The 22,787-nt window shown below is 71.4% G+C and carries 22 protein-coding genes; 10 read left to right on the plus strand and 12 right to left on the minus strand.

The features are described 5' to 3' along the window. Positions 1-138: 138 nt before the first annotated feature. A complete protein-coding gene (locus tag ADL25_RS15695) occupies positions 139-876 on the minus strand; it encodes a ferritin-like fold-containing protein (RefSeq protein ID WP_181923152.1) in 738 nt (245 codons plus the stop codon). A gap of 463 nt (positions 877-1,339) precedes the next feature. Here ADL25_RS15695 and ADL25_RS15700 point away from each other — a divergent pair, with 463 nt between their 5' ends. Together ADL25_RS15700 and ADL25_RS15705 are read left to right on the plus strand one after the other, a co-directional pair. Beyond that, on the plus strand, positions 1,340-3,451 hold the full coding sequence (locus ADL25_RS15700) for a DEAD/DEAH box helicase (RefSeq protein WP_234380936.1): 2,112 nt from the start codon (positions 1,340-1,342) through the stop codon (positions 3,449-3,451). 134 nt (positions 3,452-3,585) lie between these two features. Further along, positions 3,586-4,464 (plus strand): alpha/beta fold hydrolase, encoded by an 879-nt coding sequence (locus ADL25_RS15705; RefSeq protein ID WP_059128349.1) that lies wholly within the window; start codon positions 3,586-3,588, stop codon positions 4,462-4,464. On the opposite strand, the gene ADL25_RS15710 is transcribed toward ADL25_RS15705, so the two are convergent. Beyond that, positions 4,461-5,357: an NYN domain-containing protein gene (locus ADL25_RS15710; RefSeq protein ID WP_059128350.1), complete on the minus strand. Its 897-nt coding sequence runs from the start codon at positions 5,355-5,357 to the stop codon at positions 4,461-4,463. The genes ADL25_RS15705 and ADL25_RS15710 overlap by 4 nt on opposite strands. 251 nt (positions 5,358-5,608) lie before the next feature. Here ADL25_RS15710 and ADL25_RS48085 point away from each other — a divergent pair, with 251 nt between their 5' ends. Next, on the plus strand, positions 5,609-5,761 hold the full coding sequence (locus tag ADL25_RS48085) for a hypothetical protein (RefSeq protein WP_107116618.1): 153 nt from the start codon (positions 5,609-5,611) through the stop codon (positions 5,759-5,761). Between the two features lie 86 nt (positions 5,762-5,847). On the opposite strand, the gene ADL25_RS15715 is transcribed toward ADL25_RS48085, so the two are convergent. The 3 genes from ADL25_RS15715 to ADL25_RS15725 form a co-directional block, all read right to left on the minus strand. Then, a complete protein-coding gene (locus ADL25_RS15715; RefSeq protein WP_059128351.1) occupies positions 5,848-6,453 on the minus strand; it encodes a MarC family protein in 606 nt (201 codons plus the stop codon). Positions 6,454-6,601: 148 nt separating this feature from the next. Then, positions 6,602-7,480, minus strand: a complete 879-nt coding sequence (locus tag ADL25_RS15720) for a PHP domain-containing protein (RefSeq protein ID WP_059128352.1) — start codon at positions 7,478-7,480, stop codon at positions 6,602-6,604. Between the two features lie 109 nt (positions 7,481-7,589). Further along, positions 7,590-8,231 (minus strand): DUF6758 family protein, encoded by a 642-nt coding sequence (locus tag ADL25_RS15725; RefSeq protein ID WP_059128353.1) that lies wholly within the window; start codon positions 8,229-8,231, stop codon positions 7,590-7,592. A gap of 168 nt (positions 8,232-8,399) precedes the next feature. Here ADL25_RS15725 and ADL25_RS15730 point away from each other — a divergent pair, with 168 nt between their 5' ends. After that, positions 8,400-9,659, plus strand: a complete 1,260-nt coding sequence (locus ADL25_RS15730; RefSeq protein ID WP_059128354.1) for an MFS transporter — start codon at positions 8,400-8,402, stop codon at positions 9,657-9,659. Between the two features lie 40 nt (positions 9,660-9,699). Here ADL25_RS15730 and ADL25_RS15735 read toward each other — a convergent pair whose 3' ends face one another. Then, a complete protein-coding gene (locus ADL25_RS15735; protein ID WP_059128355.1) occupies positions 9,700-10,284 on the minus strand; it encodes a suppressor of fused domain protein in 585 nt (194 codons plus the stop codon). Between the two features lie 517 nt (positions 10,285-10,801). On the opposite strand from ADL25_RS15735, the gene ADL25_RS15740 reads away from it, so the two are divergent. After that, positions 10,802-11,920 carry a magnesium and cobalt transport protein CorA gene (locus tag ADL25_RS15740; RefSeq protein ID WP_059128356.1) on the plus strand — a complete coding sequence of 373 codons (1,119 nt, stop codon included), beginning with the start codon at positions 10,802-10,804 and terminating at the stop codon, positions 11,918-11,920. A 23-nt stretch (positions 11,921-11,943) separates the two neighbouring features. After that, on the plus strand, positions 11,944-12,453 hold the full coding sequence (locus ADL25_RS15745) for a hypothetical protein (RefSeq protein ID WP_059128357.1): 510 nt from the start codon (positions 11,944-11,946) through the stop codon (positions 12,451-12,453). Between the two features lie 70 nt (positions 12,454-12,523). Here the strand turns inward: ADL25_RS15745 and ADL25_RS15750 are convergent, their stop codons facing one another. After that, positions 12,524-13,276 (minus strand): hypothetical protein, encoded by a 753-nt coding sequence (locus ADL25_RS15750; protein ID WP_059128358.1) that lies wholly within the window; start codon positions 13,274-13,276, stop codon positions 12,524-12,526. Between the two features lie 174 nt (positions 13,277-13,450). Here ADL25_RS15750 and ADL25_RS15755 point away from each other — a divergent pair, with 174 nt between their 5' ends. Genes ADL25_RS15755 through ADL25_RS15765 form a run of 3 tightly spaced genes read left to right on the plus strand, consistent with a single transcriptional unit; the run spans position 13,451 to position 16,473 of the window. Further along, complete coding sequence (locus ADL25_RS15755) at positions 13,451-14,731, plus strand: magnesium transporter MgtE N-terminal domain-containing protein (protein WP_059128359.1); 1,281 nt, start codon at positions 13,451-13,453, stop codon at positions 14,729-14,731. Further along, positions 14,721-15,296, plus strand: coding sequence for a DUF1003 domain-containing protein (locus ADL25_RS15760; RefSeq protein WP_107116619.1), 576 nt, complete (start codon positions 14,721-14,723; stop codon positions 15,294-15,296). Before ADL25_RS15755 ends, ADL25_RS15760 begins: the two co-directional genes overlap by 11 nt. A gap of 43 nt (positions 15,297-15,339) precedes the next feature. Continuing rightward, on the plus strand, positions 15,340-16,473 hold the full coding sequence (locus ADL25_RS15765; protein ID WP_059128360.1) for an Mrp/NBP35 family ATP-binding protein: 1,134 nt from the start codon (positions 15,340-15,342) through the stop codon (positions 16,471-16,473). 82 nt (positions 16,474-16,555) lie between these two features. Here ADL25_RS15765 and ADL25_RS15770 read toward each other — a convergent pair whose 3' ends face one another. The 5 genes from ADL25_RS15770 to sigE form a co-directional block, all read right to left on the minus strand. Next, positions 16,556-17,212 (minus strand): hypothetical protein, encoded by a 657-nt coding sequence (locus ADL25_RS15770; RefSeq protein ID WP_181923151.1) that lies wholly within the window; start codon positions 17,210-17,212, stop codon positions 16,556-16,558. A gap of 242 nt (positions 17,213-17,454) precedes the next feature. Next, positions 17,455-17,898, minus strand: a complete 444-nt coding sequence (locus ADL25_RS15775; RefSeq protein ID WP_059128362.1) for a sec-independent translocase — start codon at positions 17,896-17,898, stop codon at positions 17,455-17,457. Between the two features lie 199 nt (positions 17,899-18,097). Then, a complete protein-coding gene (locus tag ADL25_RS15780; protein ID WP_079050380.1) occupies positions 18,098-19,939 on the minus strand; it encodes a trypsin-like peptidase domain-containing protein in 1,842 nt (613 codons plus the stop codon). 139 nt (positions 19,940-20,078) lie between these two features. After that, positions 20,079-21,068 (minus strand): anti-sigma factor family protein, encoded by a 990-nt coding sequence (locus tag ADL25_RS15785; RefSeq protein ID WP_059128363.1) that lies wholly within the window; start codon positions 21,066-21,068, stop codon positions 20,079-20,081. Continuing rightward, positions 21,065-21,763: an RNA polymerase sigma factor SigE gene (sigE, locus tag ADL25_RS15790; protein WP_059128364.1), complete on the minus strand. Its 699-nt coding sequence runs from the start codon at positions 21,761-21,763 to the stop codon at positions 21,065-21,067. The genes ADL25_RS15785 and sigE overlap by 4 nt, the downstream gene beginning before the upstream one ends. A gap of 240 nt (positions 21,764-22,003) precedes the next feature. Here sigE and ADL25_RS15795 point away from each other — a divergent pair, with 240 nt between their 5' ends. Continuing rightward, positions 22,004-22,687, plus strand: a complete 684-nt coding sequence (locus ADL25_RS15795; RefSeq protein WP_079050381.1) for an O-methyltransferase — start codon at positions 22,004-22,006, stop codon at positions 22,685-22,687. The last annotated feature ends 100 nt before the right edge of the window (positions 22,688-22,787 follow it).

A 22,787-nucleotide genomic window follows, 5' to 3' on the forward strand; every position in this document is an offset into this window, starting at 1 on the left:
GCCGGACCCGGCGGCACCTGGAGTTCCCCCGACGGGACACCCCCGGCACCCCTGAGGCAATGGCCGCGTCCGCCCGCCGCCCCGGGACACGGCCCCGGACCGGCGGCCGCTGTGACCCGTGGACGGGCGCGGCGGTGATCACGCGGCCAGCCCCAGGGCCGCCATCCGCTTGGTGTGCGCCTCGGTGATCCGGGAGAACATCCGGCCCACCTCGGCGAGGTCGAAGCCGTCCGCGACGCCGCCCACGAGCATCGTCGACAGCGCGTCCCGCTCCGCGACGACCCGCTGCGACTGCGACAGGGCCTCGCCCATCAGCCGCCGCGCCCACAGCGCGAGCCGCCCGCCCACACGCGGCTCGGCGTCGATCGCGGCACGGACCTTCTCGACGGCGAAGCCGGCGTGCCCGGTGTCGTCCAGCACGGCCAGGACCAGCTCACGCGTGTCGGTGTCGAGGCGGGCCGCGACCTCCCGGTAGAAGTCGCTGGCGATCGAGTCGCCGACGTACGCCTTGACGAGCCCTTCGAGCCAGTCCGAGGGCGCCGTCTGCTTGTGGAAGCTGTCGTACGCCGCGACGAACGGCTCCATCGCCTCGGTGGGCTCCGAGCCGATCTCCGTGAGCCGGCCCCTGATCCGCTCGAAGTGGTGGAACTCGGCGGACGCCATCTTCGCCAGTTCCGCCTTGTCCGTCAGCGTGGGAGCGAGTTTGGCGTCCTCCGCGAGCCGTTCGAACGCCGCCAGCTCGCCGTACGCGAGCGCCCCGAGCAGGTCCACGACCGCGGCACGGTACTGGGGGTCTACGGAGGCCGTGTCCCAGTCCTGGGCGGCGACCGGGGTGGGTTCGGCGGAAGCGTCGGAGGCGTTGTCAGACGTCGTCATGAAGCGCACAATAGCCCGCTCGTCGCCCTGTGGAAGTCCCTGGTCAATCACTGTGACGACGGCTACGTGACCGAATCGGCCATCACGTGTGCGCGATTCCGGGGTATGGTGGTAATGCGCCTGCCGAGTATTCGACGGGCTGCATGTATGAGGATGCCCGGTCGGTGGCCCGATCGGCTCCGACCTGACAGCTCTCACGGTCCGTACGGCACTGTGCGTACGGCATCCGGAGAGACCCTCAGCGGTTCGAGCGCTGGAGCGTCGGCGTGGTCCCGTGCCACAGGCCCGTCCCCCGAGCAGGCCGACGTCATCCGCACGGTCACGACCCCCCGCGCTCGCCTCGCACCGCGCTCACAGAAGAGGCAGCACCCTGACTACCACTTTCCGCGAACTCGGAATCCTTCCCGAGACGGCCGAGGCCCTGGAAGCCGTCGGCATCGTCAACCCCTTCCCCATCCAGGAGATGACACTCCCCGTAGCCCTCTCGGGCACGGACGTCATCGGCCAGGCCAAGACCGGCACCGGCAAGACGCTCGGTTTTGGGCTCCCGCTCCTCGAGCGCGTCACCGTCCCCGCGGACGTCGAGGCGGGCCGCGCCAAGCCCGAGGCGCTCACCGACTCCCCCCAGGCGCTCGTCGTCGTCCCCACCCGTGAGCTGTGCACCCAGGTCACCAACGACCTGCTCACCGCGGGCAAGGTGCGCAACGTCCGGGTCACGGCGATCTACGGCGGCCGGGCCTACGAGCCCCAGGTGGAGGCCCTGAAGAAGGGCGTCGACGTGGTCGTCGGCACCCCGGGCCGTCTGCTGGACCTCGCGGGCCAGAAGAAGCTGAACCTGAAGCACGTGAAGTGCCTGGTGCTCGACGAGGCCGACGAGATGCTCGACCTGGGCTTCCTGCCCGACGTCGAGAAGATCATCAACATGCTGCCGGCGAAGCGCCAGACGATGCTCTTCTCGGCGACCATGCCGGGAGCGGTCATCGGCCTCGCCCGCCGCTACATGTCGCAGCCGACGCACATCCGGGCCACGGCGCCGGACGACCAGGGCGCCACCGTCGCGAACATCGCGCAGCACGTCTTCCGCGCGCACTCGATGGACAAGCCGGAGATGGTCTCGCGCATACTGCAGGCCGAGGGCCGCGCGCTGGCGATGATCTTCTGCCGGACGAAGCGGACGGCGGCCGACATCGCGGAACAGCTCCAGCGACGGGGCTTCGCGGCCGGCGCGGTCCACGGCGACCTCGGCCAGGGCGCGCGCGAGCAGGCCCTGCGGGCCTTCCGGAACGGCAAGGTGGACGTACTCGTCTGCACCGACGTCGCCGCGCGCGGCATCGACGTCGAGGGCGTCACCCACGTCATCAACTACCAGTCCCCCGAGGACGAGAAGACATATCTGCACCGCATCGGCCGTACGGGCCGCGCCGGCGCCTCGGGTACGGCGATCACGCTCGTCGACTGGGACGACATCCCGCGCTGGCAGCTGATCAACAAGGCGCTGGAGCTGGACTTCAACGACCCGGTGGAGACGTACTCCACCTCCCCGCACCTCTTCGCCGTTCTCGGGATCCCCGAGGGCACGAAGGGTGTCCTGCCGCGCTCCGAGCGCACCCGTGCCGGGCTTGCGGCGGAGGAGCTGGAGGATCTCGGCGAGACGGGCGGCCGCGGGCCGCGCGACCGCCGTTCCCCGGCCCCGTCGACGCAGAGCGAGCGTCCGGCACGTACGTCGCGGAACCGCCGCCGCACCCGGAACGGGGCGCCCGTCGAGGCGCCGGCCGCCCCGGACGCGGCGGAGACCGCCGTAGACACGGCCGAGGCGCTGGAGGCGCGCACGCCGCGCCGCCGTCGCCGTATGCGCGGCGGGGTGCCGGCGGAATCGGCCGCCGTGGCGACGGAGACGACGGAGACGACCGTGTCCGAGGCGGCGGAGACCGCCGTCGACACGGCCGAACCGGTGAAGCCGCGCCGCCGCCGGACCCGCAAGGCCGCCGAGACGGCACCGGCTGCGGCCGAGGCCGCCGTGGACGCGGTGGAGGCGGCTCCCGCCGCCGAGGCCGCGGTCGACACGGCGGAGACCGAGCCCCGCCGGCGCACCCGCAAGGCAGTGACCGCCGAGGCCGCCGCCGAAACGGCCGTCGTCACCGCCGAGGCCACCGAGGCCAAACCCCGCCGGCGCACCCGCAAGACGGCGGAGGTTGCACCCGAGGTGACCGAGGGCGAGGCGCCCGCCAAGCCGCGGCGCACCCGCAAGACGGCCGAGGCGGCCGCCGGGACCGCGGACGGTGCGGAGGCCACGCCGCGCCGGCGCACCCGCAAGGCAGCGACCGCGGAGGCCGCCGCCGAGACGGCCGTCGACACCGCCGAGGCCACCGAGGCCAAACCCCGCCGGCGCACCCGCAAGACGGTGGCGGCGGAGCCCGCGATCCCGGCGCAGTCCGTCGAGGAGCCCGAGGTGAAGCCCCGGCGCCGCACGCGCAAGGCTGCGGACGCCGAGGCGGAGATCCCGGCCCAGCCGGTCGAGGCCCCCGCGAAGCCCCGGCGGCGGACGCGCAAGGCCGCAGAGCCCGCCGAGGGCTGATGCGACACCCGCTCGACGGCCCGTCACCCCATCCGGTGGTGACGGGCCGTCGGCGTTCCCGCTCCTCCTCCGTACACCGTGATGTCACCCGGCTCCGGCCGCGCCCGGCCCCTGCCGCCCGGTAACCTCGCCCCATGAGCCGTCCCCCCGCCTTCGTACCGCCCCCTGGTGTCCGGTCCCGTCGACTCACAACGGAACGCGGGGAGTTCGCCGTCCTGGAGGCGGACGCGATGGCGTCACAGGTCAAGGGGACCGTCCTCCTGCTGCCCGGATACACCGGAAGCAAGGAGGACTTCATCGTTCTGCAGCCGCTCCTCGCGGCGGCCGGGTACCGGACCGTCGCCGTCGACGGGCGCGGCCAGTACGAGTCCCCCGGTCCCCGGGACGACGAAGCCCCCTACGCGCAGACCGAGCTGGCGCGGGACGTGCTCGCGCAGGCGCACACGGTCGGCGCGCCCGTGCATCTTCTCGGCCATTCCCTCGGCGGTCAGATCGGCCGCGCCGCTGTCCTGCTGGACGCGTCCCCGTTCGTCTCGCTCACCCTGATGGCCTCCGGACCGGCCCAGATCTCCGTCCCGCAGCAGCAGCGCGTGAAGCTGCTGCGCGACGCGCTCGCCGTGATGGACATGGCCGAGGTCTGGGAGGCCATCCAGGCCATGGAGCCTCCGGAGGACGTCGACGCCGGGAACATCGACGAAGGGCTCGCCGACGGAGAGGACCTGCGCCGCCGCTGGCTCCGCAACAGCCCCGCCCAGCTCCTCGCCACCGGTCGGCAGTTGTGCGTGGAGCCGGACCGCGTGGCGGAGCTGGTCGCCGTGGGTCTGCCGGTCCACGTGCTGTCCGGCGACCGCGACGACACCTGGCCCGTACCGCTCCTGGACGAGATGGCGACCCGGCTCGGTGCCGAGCGCACCGTCGTGGCGCACGCGGAGCACTCCCCCAACACGGAGCAGCCCGGACGCACGGCCCGCGCACTCACCGCCTTCTGGGACCGGTTCGCGCAGTCGGTCTAGTACTGGCCCTGGAGGTGGTCCCAGAAGCCGTCCCGCAGGGCGCGCCGCAGGTCCGACTGGCCGCGCAGCGAGTACTGCAGCAGACCCTCCGCCTCCACCAGCAGGTCCTGGTCGACGGAGCCGGGCAGATACGGATGGCCGGGCAGCAGGTCCGCCAGCGTCTCCCGGCCGCGCGCCACCAGCCACTTCGCCGCGATCTGCGCGCCCACGAAGCGGACGTCCTCACGCGTGGGCCTGGCGGCCGACGCGGCCTCGTACGTGGCGGCCGTCCGCCGGGTGACATACGGCTTGAAGAAGTCGAGTTCGAGGGTGCGCTGGCTGTCCACCTCCCACAGCAGCGGCTCCGCCTGGTTGCGGCCCTCGGGTGCCTCGATGCCCCACAGGTGCACCCGCGCCCCGTACCCCTGTGCCGCCTCGACCGCCGACACCAGGTCCTCGTCGCCGCCGATGAGCGCCGCGTCGCTGATGGCGCGGTGCCGGGCGAGTGACTCGAGGTCGGACCTGATGAGGGAGTCGACGCCCTTCTGCTGGTTGTTGGCGTTGAGGTTGCCGAGCCGCACCTTCACATCGGGCAGCTCGGCGATGGACTGCTGCTCTGCGGTGTGGATACGGCGCCTCGCGCCGTCGTACCAGTACACGCGCAGCAGCCTGCTGTCCGCGAAGATCGTGCGTGCCTTGTCGATGAGCGCCTCGATCAGCCCCTCGGCGTCGAGGTCGAAGGCCCGGCGGTCCTCGGTCCCGGCGATGAGGCGTCCGGCAGCCGCGTACAGATAGCCGGCGTCGACGAAGATCGCATGGGTCGAGGGCGTCTTCGCCACCTCGGCGAGCATGCGCTGAAGCAACTCGTTCGTGCGGTCGATACGGGCGCCGAGCGCCGCCAGGTCGTCGTTCATACTGACCCCATTGTCCCGGCGGTCACGCTGCGATCACAACCGGTCCCCATCAGTGCACCGTGAACACACCGCACTCGGACCCCATCCGCCTTACCGGTGAGTAATTAGCGACTCGAAAATTTTCCTTAGCGTAGGGAATGTTTGTAACAAGCATCCCGTTGAATCGGTACAGGAACGGGGACACCGACGCTCCTCGCTCCGCACGCCAGTAGTTCTCCTCAGGAGGATGACCAGACGAAGGGAGAAGCCTTATGCGCTTCGAAATCATGCGACTCGACGACGTCGACGGCACCCCCGTGGACACCACCGTCGTGGACGCCGCCTCCGTCAAGCAGATCGTTCAGCAGGCCGCAGCCATAGGGCAGCGACTTTGGATCCGCCCGGCCGACTCGCCCGCATCGTAAGACCCGACGCGGGCCCATGTGATGCTTCGGAGCCCCGTACGGCGACCGCCGTACGGGGCTCCGCGCGTTGCGGTACCGCCGGCCGGTCAGCTGCCCCGGACGACCTGGGTGACCCCGTTGATGATCTGCTGCACGGCGATCGCGGAGAGCATCATGCCCGCAAGCCGGGTCACGAGCACGACGCCGCCGTCCTTGATCACCCGGATGATCACCAACGAGTAGCGCATGACCAGCCACAGCACGACGTGGATCGCGAGTATCGCCGCCCATACCGACACCTGTGAGCTCACGCTGTCGGCCTTCTGGACCGCCAGGATCACGGAGACGATCGCGCCGGGTCCGGCGAGCAGCGGCATACCGAGCGGAACGAGCGCGACGTTGACGTCCTTGGTCTGCTTCGGCTCGTCGGTCTTGCCGGTCAGCAGGTCGAGGGCGATCAGCAGCAGGAGCAGCCCGCCCGCGATCATCAGCGCGGGCACGGAGACGTGCAGGTAGTCGAGGATCTGATGGCCGAGCACGCCGAACACCCCGATGACACCACCGGCCACACAGACGGCCTGGAAGGCCATCCGCTTCTGGATCTTGGAGGGGCGGCCGGCGGTGAGGGCGAGGAAGATCGGGGTGATCCCCGGGGGATCCATGATCACAAAGAGGGTGAAGAACAGGGACGCGAAGAGGGCGACGTCGAACATGGGGACCTTGAACTCAAGTGCGGACGGGCGCACGGCGGTCGGCCGCGGCCGCGGGAGACGTGGATACGGGGGGACGTGGGCGCGCCGGACGGCGCGAGGCGGTGGGGGCGCGGCGGACGCACGGCGCCCGGGACGGCGGGCGAGGGGACTACGGGCCGACCAGGCTCCGGTTGTGTCCGCCGGCGCCCGGCACCGGGAACGCCCCGGTGGCCCGTCGGGTGATCTCCCCGTACACCTCCGGATCGGTGGTGTACTCCCCGAGCACGCAGGTCTTGCGACTGCCGTGGTAGTCGGACGAGCCCGTGGTCAGCAGGCCCAGCTCACCGGCGAGAGCGCGCAGCCGCGCCCTGGTCGCCGGGTCGTGGTCCATGTGGTCGACCTCGATGCCGTCGAGCCCCGCGGCGGCGAGATCCGCGATCACGGAGTCCGGCACGGTCCGCCCGCGCCGTGACGCGGCCGGGTGCGCGAAGACGGTCACCCCGCCCGCCGCCTTGACCAGCCTGATCGCCTCGAACGGATCGGTCGCGTGCTTCTCGACGTAGGCCCGTCCGCCGTCGGCCAGCCACTCGGGCGTGAACGCGTCCGAGACGGTCTCCACCACGCCGAGTTCGACCATCGCGGAGGCGATGTGCGGCCGCCCGACGGAGCCCTCGCCGGCGATGCGCGCCACCTGCTCCCAGCCGATCGGCACCCCCAGCTCCCGCAGCCTGTCGATCATGGCGTGGGCCCGGGGGACCCGGTCGTCCCGCACCAGCTCGCGCTCGGCGAGCAGTTCGGGCTCCTCGGGGTCGAAGAGGTAGGCCAGCATGTGCAGGCTGATGCCGCCCATCCGGCAGGAGAGTTCGGCACCCGTGACGAGGGTCAGCCCCTCGGGCAGCGCGCGGATCGCCTCCGCATGGCCGCGGGTGGTGTCGTGGTCGGTGAGCGCGACGACGTCGAGTCCGGCGGCAGCGGCGCCCAGCACCAACTCGGCCGGGGTGTCCGTACCGTCGGAGGCGGTGGAGTGGGTGTGCAGGTCGATGCGCACGACACGGACTCCAAGCGGTGACGGGACGAGGGGGACGCTCAAGGATAACGGAGTCCCCTGTCACACCCGCGGCGGGCATGCGCCCCCTACCCCCGGCGGGACTCCCGCGTCACGGCTCGATCAGCCGCGGGGAGAGTGCGCCGATGGGCAGCAGGTCCGCCTCGGCCCCCGCGTCCCGCAGATCGGTGAGCACCAGTTCGTCGTACATCAGCATGCCCGTCTGCTCGGGCCAGACCACCGCCCACAACCACAGCCCGCGCGCCTCGCCCGCGAAGACGGCGCGGTCGTCGGGCGTGCCCGTGACATGCCACAGCGGGGTGGGGCGGCCGGCGGCCAGCACCTTGGCCTGGGGCGGTTTCTCGACGTTCAGGTACGGGCCCGGGTCCGGGCCCGTGATGCCCGCGTACCGCGCACCGAGCCCCACGCCGAGCTCCTCGGCCACGAGGATCAACTCCCCCATGCCGCCGAGCGGTCCGGGGCCCGAGCAGGCCACGGCCGTCGCACGTCCCCCACTGCGGTCGTCACCCGCACAGGCCACACCCGTGAACAGCCAGCCCACGGGCAGCGGCCACGGCATCCACACCGGCACCCGGGCACGGTGCACCACGACGCCGAGGGCCTCGACACTGGGCGGGATCACGGGCTGCAGCGGATGCACGTTGCCGTGCACATCGCACTGCCAGGAGTCGGCAAAGAGTCCGGGAGCCCTGACCCGGCCACCACACTTCGGGCAACTGGGTTCGCCCCTCATAGGGCCCCACGGTCCTCCCCGACCCGCGCCGCGTCAAGGACGATCACCCGTCCGGCGTGTGCCCCGCACACCCGCTTCACCGCAGCGATATAGATGTAAGTTGCATTAATTAGCTCGACTAACTTAATGTGTGTATAGAGCAACCGTCTCGACACTGCGAGGACGCCCATGAGCAGCAGGAACACCGGAGGGCCCGACCCGGCCGAGGATCCGTTCGACGCGGGAGCCGGAAGCCTTCTGCGCCAGCCGAAGTCCGTCTGGGCGACGGCCGGAGCGTCCGTCGTCGCGTTCATGGGCATCGGGCTCGTCGACCCGATCCTGCCGTCCATCGCCAAGGGCCTGCAGGCGACACCCAGTCAGGTCTCGCTGCTGTTCACCTCGTACTTCCTGATCACCGCCGTCGCGATGCTGGTCACGGGATTCGTGTCCAGCCGTGTCGGCGGCCGAAGGACGCTGCTGCTCGGGCTGGCCTTCGTGGTGGTCTTCGCGGCCCTCGCGGGCACCTCGGGCTCGGTCGGCCAGCTCGTCGGCTACCGGGCGGGCTGGGGCCTCGGCAACGCGCTCTTCGTCTCCACGGCCCTCGCCGTCATCGTCGGCGCGGCGGCCGGGGGCAGCGCCGCGGCGATCCTGCTGTACGAGTCGGCGCTCGGCCTCGGGATGGCGTGCGGCCCGCTGCTGGGCGCGGTACTCGGGAACTTCAGCTGGCGCTACCCGTTCTTCGGCACGGCGACGCTCATGGCGGTGGGCTTCCTGTGCATCACGGGGTTCCTGAAGGAGCAGCCGCGGCCGGCACGCAGGACCTCACTGCTCGATCCGATCAGGGCGCTCGGCCACGGCGGACTGGCCTCGGCGGCCGTCTCCGCCTTCTTCTACAACTACACGTTCTTCACCGTGCTGGCCTTCACGCCCTTCGTGCTGAACATGACGCCGTACACATCGGGGGCGGTCTTCTTCGCCTGGGGTGTGCTGCTGGCCGTGTTCTCGGTGATCGTGGCCCCTCGCCTGCAAAAGCGCCTCGGTTCGCTGAAGGTGCTCGGCGGCTCTCTGGTGCTGCTGGCGATCGACGTCGCCGTGCTCGGCTACGGGGACCACACCACCGCCGTCGTCTGCACGATCCTGTCCGGCGCGTTCATCGGTGTGAACAACACGGTCTTCACCGAACTGGCCCTCGGGGTCTCGAACGCACCGCGCCCGGTGGCCAGCGCGGGCTACAACTTCGTGCGCTGGTTCGCCGCGGCGGCCGCGCCCTACCTCGCGCCGAAGATCGAGGAGTGGACCGACCTCCACGTCCCGTTCCTCGTCGCGGCGCTCACCGCGGTCATGGGCGCGGTCGTGGTGCTCGTACGGCGCAAGGCCCTCACCCACACCGCGGAGGAGCTGGAGTCACGCCACGCGAACGAGGACAGCGTCACCGTGTTCGCCAACTGACGGGCGGCGGTGGCCGGTTGGTGAGGTTGCTCACCCCGGTTCAGTCCAGCGGAACGGACCTGCGGGACGGATCGCGCAGGTCCGTTCCGCTCGTGAGCCAGCGCTCCTGGAGCGCCTGGGCGCCGTGCACCCGCTTCCAGGCGGCCTCGTTCGGGGTCATCGGCAGCAGCGGCAGGAACCGCACGGGGTCGAGGGGTTCGTCCAGGTCCAGATCCTCGACCAGGCCGCCCGGTTCGGCGACCAGCACCGAGGTGAAGGGCGCGCCCGGCCACAGGGGCTCACCCACGTCCAGCGAGGCGCCGGGGGCCACGATCACACCCTCGACCTGCGGGGACGCGGCGAGCACCGCCAGCGGGCGCAGCAGCTTGTCGGTGTCGGCGGCGCCGCCGCGCACCGACAGGACGAGCTCGGCGCGGGGTCCTTCGACGGGGTCGGCGAGCATCGCCCCGGGGTCGGTCATCGGCCGCGCGGACATGCCGAGCGTGGCGTAGCGGAGGATGTCCCCCTCCCGGAAGCGCAGCACCTCGACGCGGTCGGTGCCCAGGAAGGTGACGGCGGCGCGGGCGTCCGGTTCGCCGAGCGCGGTACGCAGCCGGGCCTCGACAAGAGCGAGAACATCAACCATGCGGCGAGCATAGAACTCGTCAGCGGCGGGCAAAGCGGCGCCTTGACACTTCGGTCGGCTGATACTCTTGCTCGGTGGTTCCGGGCAGCACGCAGGAGCGTCGCGATCGAGTCCCGACACCGTGAGACTCCCCTACGGGGGATGGATCGTCCCTCACCAGGGACCGGCCGGAGGAGGTGGGGCTGTAATGGATCGAAGTCGACCGTGCAGTACCACCCGCTCTTCCGGCCTCTGATGCAGCTGTTCCGGCTGACCGCCACCTCTCACCTGCACACCGTGTCCCATGTGGGACCTCCCCCGGGGGACCCGCTCCGGATTCCCAGGTGCACCGCGGAAGAGCACTTCGTTTCGTTCTGCCTGATCTGACTGATCTGAATCAGTAGCGAAGTCCGCCACCGCGATGGTGCGGTGCTTCCCGCTTTGTGGACGTGCCAAACATCGGTACACAGGACGTCCCCATTCCGGGCAGTTCCACCCCTCGTGAGCGCCTTTGTTGCTCGCTGCGAAGGAGCCTGCCATGTCGATGATCCGTGACCTGCGCGCCGCGGTCCGCCCGTCCCGCCCCTCCCTGCGCAAGGACACCGGCACGTACGACACCACGCGCGACCCCGCCACTCCGTCCTGCGTCGTGGACTGCGCCGTCTACCGCGACGGCGTGCGCATCGAGACCCAGAAGCCGCTGTCCCCGCACGAGGCGATGCGGCAGGTGCGTCGTGACGGAGGCTTTGTGTGGATCGGTCTGCACGAGCCGACCGAAGCCGAATTCTCCGGTATCGCAAGCGAGTTCGGGCTGCACCCCCTGGCGGTCGAGGACGCGGTGCAGGCACACCAGCGCCCCAAGCTGGAGCGGTACGACGACTCCCTCTTCGCGGTCTTCAAGACCATCCACTACGTCGACCACGACGAGTTGACCGCCAACAGCGAGGTCGTCGAGACCGGCGAGGTCATGTGCTTCACCGGACGGGACTTCTTCATCACCGTCCGGCACGGCGGCCAGGGCTCGCTGCGGACGCTGCGGCACCGGCTGCAGGACGACCCGGAACTGCTCGCCAAGGGCCCCTCGGCCGTACTGCACGCGATCGCCGACCATGTCGTGGACGGCTACATCGCCGTGGCCGACGCGATGCAGGTCGACATCGACGAGGTGGAGACGGAGGTATTCTCGCCGAGCAGGAAGGGCGGCACGCCCCGGGGCACGGACGCCGGCCGCATCTACCAACTCAAGCGCGAGGTACTGGAGTTCAAGCGGGCGGTGGCACCGCTCATGCGGCCGATGCTGCTGCTGAGCGAGCGGCCGATGCGGCTGGTGGACCCGGACATCCAGAAGTACTTCCGCGATGTCGCCGACCACCTCGCCCGGGTCCACGAGCAGGTGGTGGGCTTCGACGAGCTGCTGAACTCGATCCTCCAGGCCAACCTGGCGCAGGCGTCCGTCGCGCAGAACGAGGACATGCGCAAGATCACTGCGTGGGCGGCGATCATCGCCGTGCCGACGATGGTCTGCGGCGTCTACGGCATGAACTTCACGTACATGCCGGAACTGCACTGGAAGTACGGCTACCCGGTGATCATGAGCATCACGGTGGCCATCTGTCTGGGCATCCACCGCACGCTCAAGCGCAACGGCTGGCTGTGACCCTGCCCCACTAGGCTGGGCGCATGACAAGCGAGCTGCTCGACCGGGCCCTCGTCGAGGAGGCCACGAAGAAGTCCGGGATGATCTGGGTCCAGGGCGCGATGCCCGCGCCCGCCCGGGCGCTGTGGCACGTGTGGCACGACGGCGCGGCCTGCGTGGTGGGCGACGGCCCCGGCGAGCAGCCGCTGCCCGGTCTGGTCGACGGCCAGGACGCGGTCGTCATGGTGCGCAGCAAGGACAAGGGGGGCCGGATCGTCACCTGGCCCGCGCATGTGGTCGAGCTCGCCGCGGGGTCGCCGGAGTGGGAGAGCACCGTCGCCGAGCTGAAGGGCAAGCGGCTGAACGCCCCCGACGGCGAGGAGATGCCGGAGCGGTGGCGCCGCGAATGCCGGGTGCTGCGCCTGGAGCCCCACGGTCGCACGGTGCCGCTGCCCAGCGATTCACAGGCGGCTCCGCCGCCCCCGACGCCGGCGACGACCCGCCGTCCGATCCCGGCCGCGCTGCCCCGGCTGCTGCGCCGCAAGCGGCGGTAGCCACCGCGGACCCCTACCCCGCCCCTCGGCACCCGGCCGCCGCGCCGGGCAGGACGGGCGGTCCCGCTCGTCAGGACGCCGGCAGCTGCTTCCCGTAGTCCACCGTCTCCTTCTTCGGCGGCTCGGCCAGGGAGAAGTCCTTCCCCCAGTCCGACATCCGGAGGGTCCCGGCGTTGCCGGCGCGCACCAGGCTCAGCGGATACGGAGTGCCCTCCAGGGAGACGTCCAGCGTGCCGCCGGAGCCCTTGTCGCCGGTGATACGGATCGTGCGGATCCCGTCCTGCTCGTGGTGGCCGTCCGTGCCCAGCGATCCGTGCAGTGTGAGGAGGCTGTCCAGCAGCACGTCCTTGTCGGTGAACCCGCTGAAGCGCTTGTAGGCCGGGTCTCCCGTCGGCACCTTCACGTACTTTCCCTCGAGCTTGTTCGCCGCGGCCGCCGAATCGCCGCCACCGTCGGCCCCCTCCTGGTTCCAGAACGCGGCATCGGCCTTCAGGAACAGGTGCGGGCCCACCCGCAGCACCTTGAACGAGCCGGTCCTGGAGGTGACCGAACCGGTGCCGCCGTCGCTCTTCAGCCGCATGTCCAGGGTGTACGTGCCGCCGTTGCCGACCACGGTCCCCGACAGCCGCAGCGCCGAGGCCGACTTCGCCGCCGCACGCGTGCGGGACTCGATCGTGCCGGCCGGCAGCTTGCCCACCCCGTTCGTCCCGGCGTCGGGGTCGCCGCTGCCGCACCCCGTGAGCCCCGTCCCAGTCACCACCAGTGCACAGATCGCGCTCACCAGTGCGGCCCTGCGGCCACGGCCCTGGGGGATTGCAGTCACGGATAGGGCTGCCTCTCGTGCGGGAGTCGTCGTCGGCGTACGGCAGCGTACCGGTGCCCGTGGGTCCCTCCGGAGCCAGTCCGTCCGCCCCTCTCGCCAGGGCGTATTGCATCGGGACGGGCTAGCCTGAAGCCCACGCGAGCGGACAAAACGGCTGGAACAGGAGGCGCGGGCATGGCGGCAGGCGCCCCTCGCATCTTCGTTTCGCACCTGGCCGGTGTCGCCGTCTTCGACCCCAACGGCGACCAGGTGGGACGCCTGCGCGACCTCGTCGTCATGCTGCGCGTCGGCCGGCGTCCCCCGCGCCTGCTCGGCCTGGTGGTCGAACTCACCACCCGTCGCCGCATCTTCCTGCCCATGACCCGGGTCACCGGTATCGAGTCGGGCCAGATCATCACGACCGGCGTGCTGAACGTGCGCCGCTTCGAACAGCGGCCCACCGAGCGGCTCGTCTTCGGGGAACTGCTCGACCGCCGCGTCCGGCTCACCGAGACCGGCGAGGACGTGACCGTCCTCGACCTCGCCGTCCACCAGCTGCCGGCCCGGCGGGAGTGGGAGGTCGACAAGGTCTTCGTCCGCAAGGGCCGGGCAGGAACGTTCCGGCGCAGCAAGGGCGAGGCGCTCACGGTCGAGTGGTCCGCCGTCAGCGGATTCTCCCTGGAGGAACAGGGGCAGGGCGCCGAGAGCCTGCTGGCCACCTTCGAGCAGCTGCGGCCCGCCGACCTCGCCAACGTCCTGCACCACCTCTCGGCCAAACGGCGCGCCGAGGTGGCCGCCGCCCTGGACGACGACCGGCTCGCCGACGTGCTCGAGCAGCTCCCCGAGGACGACCAGATCGAGATCCTCGGCAAGCTCAAGGAGGAACGCGCCGCGGACGTACTGGAGGCGATGGCCCCGGACGACGCGGCCGACCTGCTCGCCGAGCTGCCGGAGGACGAGAAGGAGCGGCTGCTGAGCCTGATGCAGCCGGACGACGCGGCCGACATGCGCCGTCTGATGGCGTACGAGGAGAGGACCGCGGGCGGCCTGATGACCACGGAGCCGATCGTGCTCCGGCCCGACGCCACCATCGCGGACGCCCTGGCCCGGGTCCGCAACCCCGACCTGTCCCCCGCACTCGCCGCCCAGGTGTACGTCTGCCGCCCGCCGGACGAGACACCGACCGGCAAGTACCTCGGCACCGTCCACTTCCAGCGGCTGTTGCGCGATCCGCCCTACACCCTCGTCAGCTCCATCCTGGACGACGCCCTCCAGGCCCTGGCGCCCGGCGCGCCCCTGCCCGTCGTGGCCGGGTTCTTCGCGACCTACGACATGGTGGCGGCGCCCGTCGTCGACGAGGCCGGTTCGCTGCTCGGCGTGGTGACCGTGGACGACGTACTGGACCACATGCTTCCCGACGACTGGCGCGAGACGGAGTTCCACCTGGTCGACGAGGGGGCCCCCGATGGTGCCTGACCGCGAGAAGACGCCCTCCGGCGCGACCGCCGCCACCCGCTCCCGCATCCGGCTCGACCAGCCGCAGCGCAGGCGCACCCGCATCCTGCCCGAGTGGGACCCCGAGGCGTTCGGCCGCCTGTCGGAGCGCATCGCGCGCTTCCTGGGCACCGGGCGGTTCATCGTCTGGATGACGGTCGTCATCATCATCTGGCTGGTCTGGAACATCACCGCCCCGTACTTTCTGCGCTTCGATCCCTACCCCTTCATCTTCCTAACGCTGATGCTGTCCCTCCAGGCCTCCTACGCGGCCCCGCTGATCCTGCTGGCGCAGAACCGCCAGGACGACCGCGACCGGGTCAACCTGGAGCAGGACCGCAAGCAGAACGAGCGGTCGATCGCGGACACCGAGTACCTGACCCGGGAGGTCGCGGCGCTGCGCACGGGTCTCGGCGAGGTCGCCACCCGTGACTGGATCCGCTCCGAACTCCAGGACCTCGTCAAGGATCTGAACGGCGGGCGGCCCGACGGCCACCACGTATTCCCGGCGGAACGCGGCCGCGGACGTGACGTAGACGACCGCTGACGGGGCGTTCCGGGCCCCCGTCGAGCGCCGTACCATCGTGGTTATGGCTACGGAAGACGCGGTGCGCGAGGCACTGGCGACGGTGAACGACCCCGAGATCCAGCGACCCATCACCGAACTGGGGATGGTCAAATCGGTGGAGATCGGTGCGGACGGAGCGGTCGCGGTCACCGTGTACCTGACGGTTTCCGGCTGCCCCATGCGCGACACGATCACCCAGCGCGTCACGGACGCGGTCTCCCGCGTGGAGGGCGTCACCCGGGTGGACGTCACGCTCGACGTGATGAGCGACGAGCAGCGCCGCGAGCTGGCGACCGCGTTGCGAGGCGGCCAGGCCGAGCGTGAGATCCCCTTCGCCAAGCCCGGCTCGCTCACCCGTGTGTACGCGGTGGCGTCCGGCAAGGGCGGCGTCGGCAAGTCCTCGGTGACGGTGAACCTGGCGGCCGCGATGGCGGCCGACGGCCTGAAGGTCGGCGTTGTGGACGCCGACATCTACGGACACAGCGTGCCGCGCATGCTGGGCGCCGACGGCCGGCCGACCCAGGTCGAGAACATGATCATGCCGCCGCAGGCGAACGGCGTGAAGGTCATCTCGATCGGCATGTTCACACCCGGCAACGCACCGGTCGTCTGGCGCGGCCCCATGCTGCACCGCGCGCTCCAGCAGTTCCTGGCGGACGTCTTCTGGGGTGACCTGGACGTGCTGCTGCTCGATCTCCCGCCGGGCACCGGCGACATCGCGATCTCGGTGGCGCAGCTGGTCCCGAACGCGGAGATCCTGGTGGTCACCACCCCGCAGCAGGCGGCGGCGGAGGTGGCGGAGCGAGCGGGCTCCATCGCCGTCCAGACCCACCAGAAGATCGTCGGTGTGGTCGAGAACATGGCGGGCCTGCCCTGCCCGCACTGCGGCGAGATGGTGGACGTCTTCGGCACGGGCGGCGGCCAGCTGGTCGCCGACGGCCTCACCCGCACCACGGGTGCCACGGTCCCGGTGCTCGGCTCCATCCCCATCGACGTCCGTCTCCGCGAGGGCGGTGACGACGGCAGGCCGGTGGTGCTGACCGATCCGGACTCTCCGGCCGGCTCGGCCCTGCTCGCGATCGCGGGCAAGCTGGGCGGGCGTCAGCGCGGCCTCGCGGGCATGTCGCTGGGGATCACCCCGAGGAACAAGTTCTAGGGCCGATCGGGTCGTTCCACGTGCCGTACGCCGATGGGGGCGCCGTCCGAGCGGGACGGCGCCCCCATCGGCGTCGTCCCGGCTATGCGTAGGCCGCGATGTCCTTGACCGCGGAGAAACCGAGACCGTACGCGCTCATCCCTCTGCCGTAGGCGCCCACGTGCACCCCGGCCTGCGTCGAACCGGCCAGCACCCAGCCGAACTCGGACTCGCGGTAGTGGAAGGCCGTCGGGACGCCGTCCACGGGCAGCGACAGGCTGGACCACGCGGGGCCGGACAGGTCGTCGGCGAGGGCCCATGCCGTCTCGGTCTGCTGGTCGAGCCAGTCGTCCCGCAGACCGTGGTCCATCTGCCCGGGCCAGGTGACCGACAGCAGTCCCACTCCCGCGAGCCAGGCCGCGGAGGAGACCGACGTGGCCTCCAGCAGGCCGGTGCCGTCAGGGCTGTGCCGTACCGGGTTGGCGGCCACGGTGACCACGACCGCGAACCGCTCCTTGTCCTCGCTGGCCTCGTTGCGCACGGAGGGCTCTTCGCCGTGTCCGATCGATCCGTGCTCCACGACGCCGTCGGCCCCGGTGCCCACCTGCATCAGCCAGCGGGGGCCCGTGAACGCCTCGTCGAGGCCGTACCAGGGGAAGGACGCCCGGAGATACCCGTCGACCGCACGCCGGGCGAAGGGAAGCTGATGTCCGCCCTCCGCGGCCGGCGGCTGAGTGCCCACCCGACTCGTCGTCTCCATCTGCCCGGACGCCTCCTCGCTCTCGTCGGACCCGAGCGGCCCGCCCCCCACGGGCGTCCTGGCTCCGAAATCGGTCCGCACAACAACTGGGCAGCATAGCCACACCAGTCCGAACAGCAGGAAAACGCCCGGCGCGTACGGCCTTTTGAGCGTCGTGATATCGCCGCGCACCCACCGATCGCCGTATGACCTGTGTCACATCACGGCGGGTGTCACGTCCCGCCGCGGCGGGCGCGAACGGCTCAGGTGGCGTCCGCGTCGAAGGGCGGGCGCTCGTCGGGGTCGGTCTTCTCCGGCTTCTTCGTCATGTCGACCGAGCCGGACGACGAGGACGACGAGGACGACGAGGACGGGGTCTCCGACTCCCGGCCGTGGACCGCGTCCGTGACCTCGGCCATTTCCTTCTTGAGGTCGAAGCCGTTGCGGATCTCCTTCAGCCCCAGGTCGTCGTTCTCCAGCTGCTTGCGGATGAACGTCTTGGGGTTGAGGTCCTCGAACTCGAAGTCCTTGAACTCGGGGCCCAGCTCGCTCCGGATGTCGTCCTTGGCGTTCTCGGAGAACTCCCGGATCTTGCGAATGGTCCGGGTGACGTCCTGGATCATCTTCGGGAGCTTGTCCGGACCGAAGACGAGCACGGCGAGGACAACGAGCGTCACCAGCTCGAGCGGTCCTATGTCATTGAACACCTGAAGCTCCTTGCGATGTCCTCGGTCCTCGGCACTCGGTGGTCTGTGCGGGTCTTCCGTGGTCCGGGCCGGATCCACGGTACCCGGCGTTCCCGTCGTACCGGTACCGTCCCGGCACCGGGACCGCGTGTACACGACGGGTTTTCCGGGATGTTTGCCTTAAGGGTCGGGTTTCGGACGTGTCTTCGTGAGGTTCGGGTCAATTGCCGCCCGCGGAGCCGAGGACGAGCGAGATCGTCCGCTTCCTGCCGTCGCGGACGACGGTGAGCGTCAGCCGGTCGCCGGGGCGGTGGGCGCGGGTCTTGACGATGAGTTCCTCGCCGGAGTGGATGCGCACGCCGTCCACCCCGGTGATGACGTCGCCCGGTTCGATGCCTGCCTTGTCCCCGGCACCGCCCTTGGTGACGGCGGGGCCGCGGTTCGCGCCCCCGCTACCGACACGTGCGCCGTCCCCCGCGTAGTTCATGTCGAGCGTGACACCGATGACGGGGTGGGTGGCCCGCCCGGTGTTGATCAGCTCCTCGGCGACGCGCTTGGCCTGGTTGACCGGGATGGCGAAGCCGAGCCCGATGGAGCCGGCCTGACCTCCCTGTGCGGAGCCGTTGCCGGCCGACTGGATGGCGGAGTTGATGCCGACGACCCGGCCCCTGGTGTCGAGGAGCGGTCCACCGGAGTTTCCGGGGTTGATGGGGGCGTCGGTCTGCAGTGCGTCGACGTACGACACATCGCTCCCGTCGCCCTTCTCGCCGCCGGACGTGATCGGCCGCTCCTTGGCGCTGATGATCCCGGAGGTGACGGTGCCCGCGAGGTCGAAGGGCGCTCCGATGGCGACCACCGGATCACCGACCTGGACGTTGTCGGAGTTGCCGAGGGGCATGGGCCTCAGTCCGCGCACGCCTTCGACCTCGACGACGGCGAGGTCGTAGCCGGCGTCCCGGCCGACGACGGTCGCCGCGGCCGTCTCGCCCCCGTTGAACGTCACGCTTATCCGGCCGCCCGTTCCGGCGGGTTCGACGACGTGGTTGTTGGTGAGGATGTGTCCGCGCCCGTCGAGGACGAACCCGGTGCCGGTGCCCTCGGCGTCGGTGCCCTTGACGTGCAGGGTCACCACGCTGGGCAGTGCCTGCGCGGCGATCCCGGCGACGCTGTCCGAGGCACGCCCCGTGGGCTCGGGACCGGCCTGCGGCAACCGGATGTCCCCCGCACCGCCGTCGCGCTCGAGCGCGGCACCGACAACACCGCCGGCCCCTCCGGCCACGAGTGCGATCAGTGCGGCGCCGAGCACCAGCGTGCGCCGGCGCCGCCCGCGACGCCGCTCGTCGCCGGGGGCCGGGGTGCCGTTCAGCTGGAAGGGCGACCCGGACGCCCAGGGGTCGTAGTTCTGCCAGGCCGTGGGGTAGGGGGCCGGGTTCGCCGGGAGGGCGGCGCCGGAGGCGGACTCGGCCGGGACCGGCGCGGTCGCGTCAGGCATCGGTGCCGCGCCCTGGGGCGCGGCCGCGGGGGGCACGGCTCCCGGCGCCACGGTCTCCGCCGCGCGCGCAGGGTGCTGGACCGGCGGGGCGGGCGCCCAGGGGCCCGGTTCGCCGTAGGGCGGGGTGCCGTAGGGGTCACCGGCGTGCAGGGGCTCGGGGCGGTCGGTGGAGGCCGTGTGCGGGGCGCCGGCCGGGTCGGGAAGGGCTGCTTCGGGGGCGGACCGCTCCGCGGTACCGGCGCTCACCGCATCGGCGGTCGTGGAGCCGGGGGACCCGGGCCGCGTCCCGGGGCGAGCGTCCCCGTCCTCGGGCGGTGCGGAGGCGGCAGGGCGTTGCAGCTCGAAGTCCCCGTCGCGGTGGGCTCCCGCACGCACCTGTGCAGCGAGGGGACGGCTCAGCTCGTAGTCGCCGTCGTCGCTCGTGCCCTTCGTCCGGCCGGTGCCCGTCGGGCCCTCCGCTTCGGCGGACGGCTCGCGCCCGGCCACGCCTGAGGCCGCCTCGGCGCCGGTGGGCACCTCGGGCAGCCGTGTCTCGGGATCCCCTGGGGGGACCGGCTTCCCCTCGTCCATGCTCTCCCCACACCCGGGCCGCGGCACTGCGGCACCGGCGGTCGCGGCTCGATCGTCGATTCCGCGCCCGGAAGATCGGCTGAGCGCGGCCCACTCCGGATTCAACCAGGTTCCCGGGCGAGCCGCGCAGATGCCGCGTTCAGCGGGCGATGCGCGAGGTGGGTGTGGGGGACGAGGAGGCGGACGAGGTCGGCACCGGGGCGGAGGGCGCCGCGGGGGCCATGATCGCGGGGGCGGTCGACCACGAGGTCAGCGCGGCCGGAGCGGTCGCGGTCAGGGGACGTATGAGCGGGGACATCGCGGCGGCCCCGGCGACCACGGGGGCGGTCAGGGCACGGATCTCCGAGGCGTCCTGGACTCCCGGTGTGGAGACTCCGGGCAGCAGCGGGGCCGAGGCCTCCGTGGACGCGGGCGTCCGGTCGAGCGTGCGCTGACCGAGCAGCGGGGTACCTGAGCGCCGGCGCTGGGTCTCGGGCGCCGTGGCCCCGCCTGTGCCCGGCGAACGCATCGGGGTCACGTTGCTTCCGCTGCCGGAGCCCCCGCGCGCCTCCACACCCGAGTCGGTCGTGATGCCGGTGGAGACCCCGCCGAGTGCGATGGCGGCCAGCGAGACGGCGCCCGCGGCGGCGAACGCGAACCGCAGCCCGCGCGAGGCGGACCGCTCGGCGTCGGGGCGGCCCACCTGATGGATACGGAAGCCGCCCTCCGCGGACAGGGCGCTGTCGTCGGAGGGGGAGAGCGCCGTCGCGTGCGGCCCGGCGGGGACGTATGCGAAGGGCTCCGGCGTCACTCCGAAGACGCCCGGGGCGGTGGGCAGCCCGGTGGCGGTCGGGAGCCGTCGTCCGAATCCTCCCCCGCCGAGCGGCGTACCACCGCCGTCGACGTCACCCCCCGCGGGCAGGCCCTGCAGACGGGCGAGGAAACTCTCGGACGGAGGCGGCGGTGCCGCCTCCGCGAAGACGTTCTTCAGCCGGCGCTGCGCGTCCGCCTCGGCCTTGCACTTCGCGCAGGTGGCCAGATGGGCCAGCACACGCTCACGCGTGTCATGACCGAGCTCCCCGTCGATGAGGGCGGAGAGTCGGTCCCCCAGGTGCTGTTCTGCCGGTGTCGGCCGTCGGGATCCACTCACGCGCTCGCGCCCCCTCCCCCCAGCGCGGGAACGCGGGGCACGAAGGAACGGCGCTCCGCGCGGGCCTCGGGCGAGCGGTGCGCCAGGGCCTTGCGCAGCTGCGAGCGGCCGCGGTGGATACGGGAGCGGACCGTGCCGAGCTTGACGCCCAGGGTCGCGGCGATCTCCTCGTACGACAGTCCTTCGATGTCGCACAGGACGACGGCCGCACGGAACTCCGGGGCGAGCGTGTCCAGCGCCTGCTGGACGTCCGCGTCGAAGTGCGCGTCGTGGAAGACCTGCTGCGGGGTGGGCTCACGGCTGGCCAGCCGCTCGGCGGCGTCCTCGCCCAGCGCGTCGAAACGGATGCGCTGCTTGCGGCGGACCATGTCCAGGAAGAGATTCGTCGTGATGCGGTGCAGCCAGCCCTCGAAGGTGCCGGGCGTATACGTCGACAGGGAGCGGAAGACCCGGACGAAGACCTCCTGCGTGAGGTCCTCGGCGTCGTGCTGGTTTCCGGTCAGGCGGTACGCCAGCCGGTAGACCCGGCCGCTGTGCGTGCTGACGATCTCCTCCCAGGTGGGCGGAGTCCACGCCTGCGAGTCCGCGTCGGTGGCGAAAGTCGCGGTCTGCGCGGTGTCTGAAGCGTGGTCGTTGTCAGCGATGTCGGTCACGGATTTCGGCTCACCCGACGACCTGAGGAGGCGCCGTAGCACCCCTCCCCGATCCACGGGCGCAGCCGCACCTCCCCTGTCGGCTCTGGTGGTGTCCAGTGGAGCCCCTACCATAGCCACCTCGTCCGTTAGCTCCGGATAAGCGGTTTTGCGAGAGATTGATGTGAGCTGATGCGGCTGCGTGATCACGTGCTCGGCGTCCGGTTCCATCCGTTTGCCCCCGTCTTTCCCCCGTCACTCTTCCCACCCCTGTAAACGCCTGGTCCCATCTGCGGGTTCCCGGTGGCAACGGATACAGTCACGCCCAGGCAATCACGGGGACAGGAGAGGGTCATTACCGGCAACCGGCAGACGAGCTGGGCGTTCGCCGACGCCTATGTCGCCGAGGACGACGCGCTGCACTGGGCCCGTGAGCGGGCCCGTGAAGCGGGGTTGCGCTCGGTGTCGCCCGGCACGGGCGCCGCGCTGCGGGTGCTCGCCGCCACCGTGGACGCGAAGGCGGTGGCGGAGATCGGGACCGGCTGCGGTGTCTCCGGGATCCATCTGCTGCACGGCATGCGACCGGACGGGGTGCTGACCACGGTGGACCCGGAGCCGGAGCACCAGCAGTTCGCGCGCCAGGCCTTCCGCGCCTGCGGTTTCGCCAGCAATCGCGCCCGGATCATTCCGGGGCGCGCACTGGACGTGCTGCCCCGGCTCGCGGACGCCGGCTACGACCTCGTCTTCTGCGACGGCGACCGGCTCGAGGTCCTCGACTACCTCGCCGAATCGTTGCGTCTGCTGCGCCCGGGCGGGCTCGTCGTCTTCGAGGGCGTTTTCGCCAACGGGCGCACGGTGGGCTCCGGGCCCCAGCCCACCGAGGTCCTGCGCCTGCGGGAACTGCTGCGTGCGGTGCGCGAGAGCGCGGACCTGGTGCCCTCGCTGCTGCCGGTGGGCGACGGGCTGCTCTGCGCGGTCAAGCGCTGAGGCAACGGACCGCGGACGGCGTCCGGTCCGCCGGCCGGCGCACGCGCCGCAGCAGCAGGCCGTATCCCCTGGAAGGACGGGGACCCCACCCCTCGAAAAC

Source organism: Streptomyces sp. NRRL F-5122 (assembly GCF_001507435.1).
Classification (GTDB): domain Bacteria; phylum Actinomycetota; class Actinomycetes; order Streptomycetales; family Streptomycetaceae; genus Streptomyces; species Streptomyces lannensis.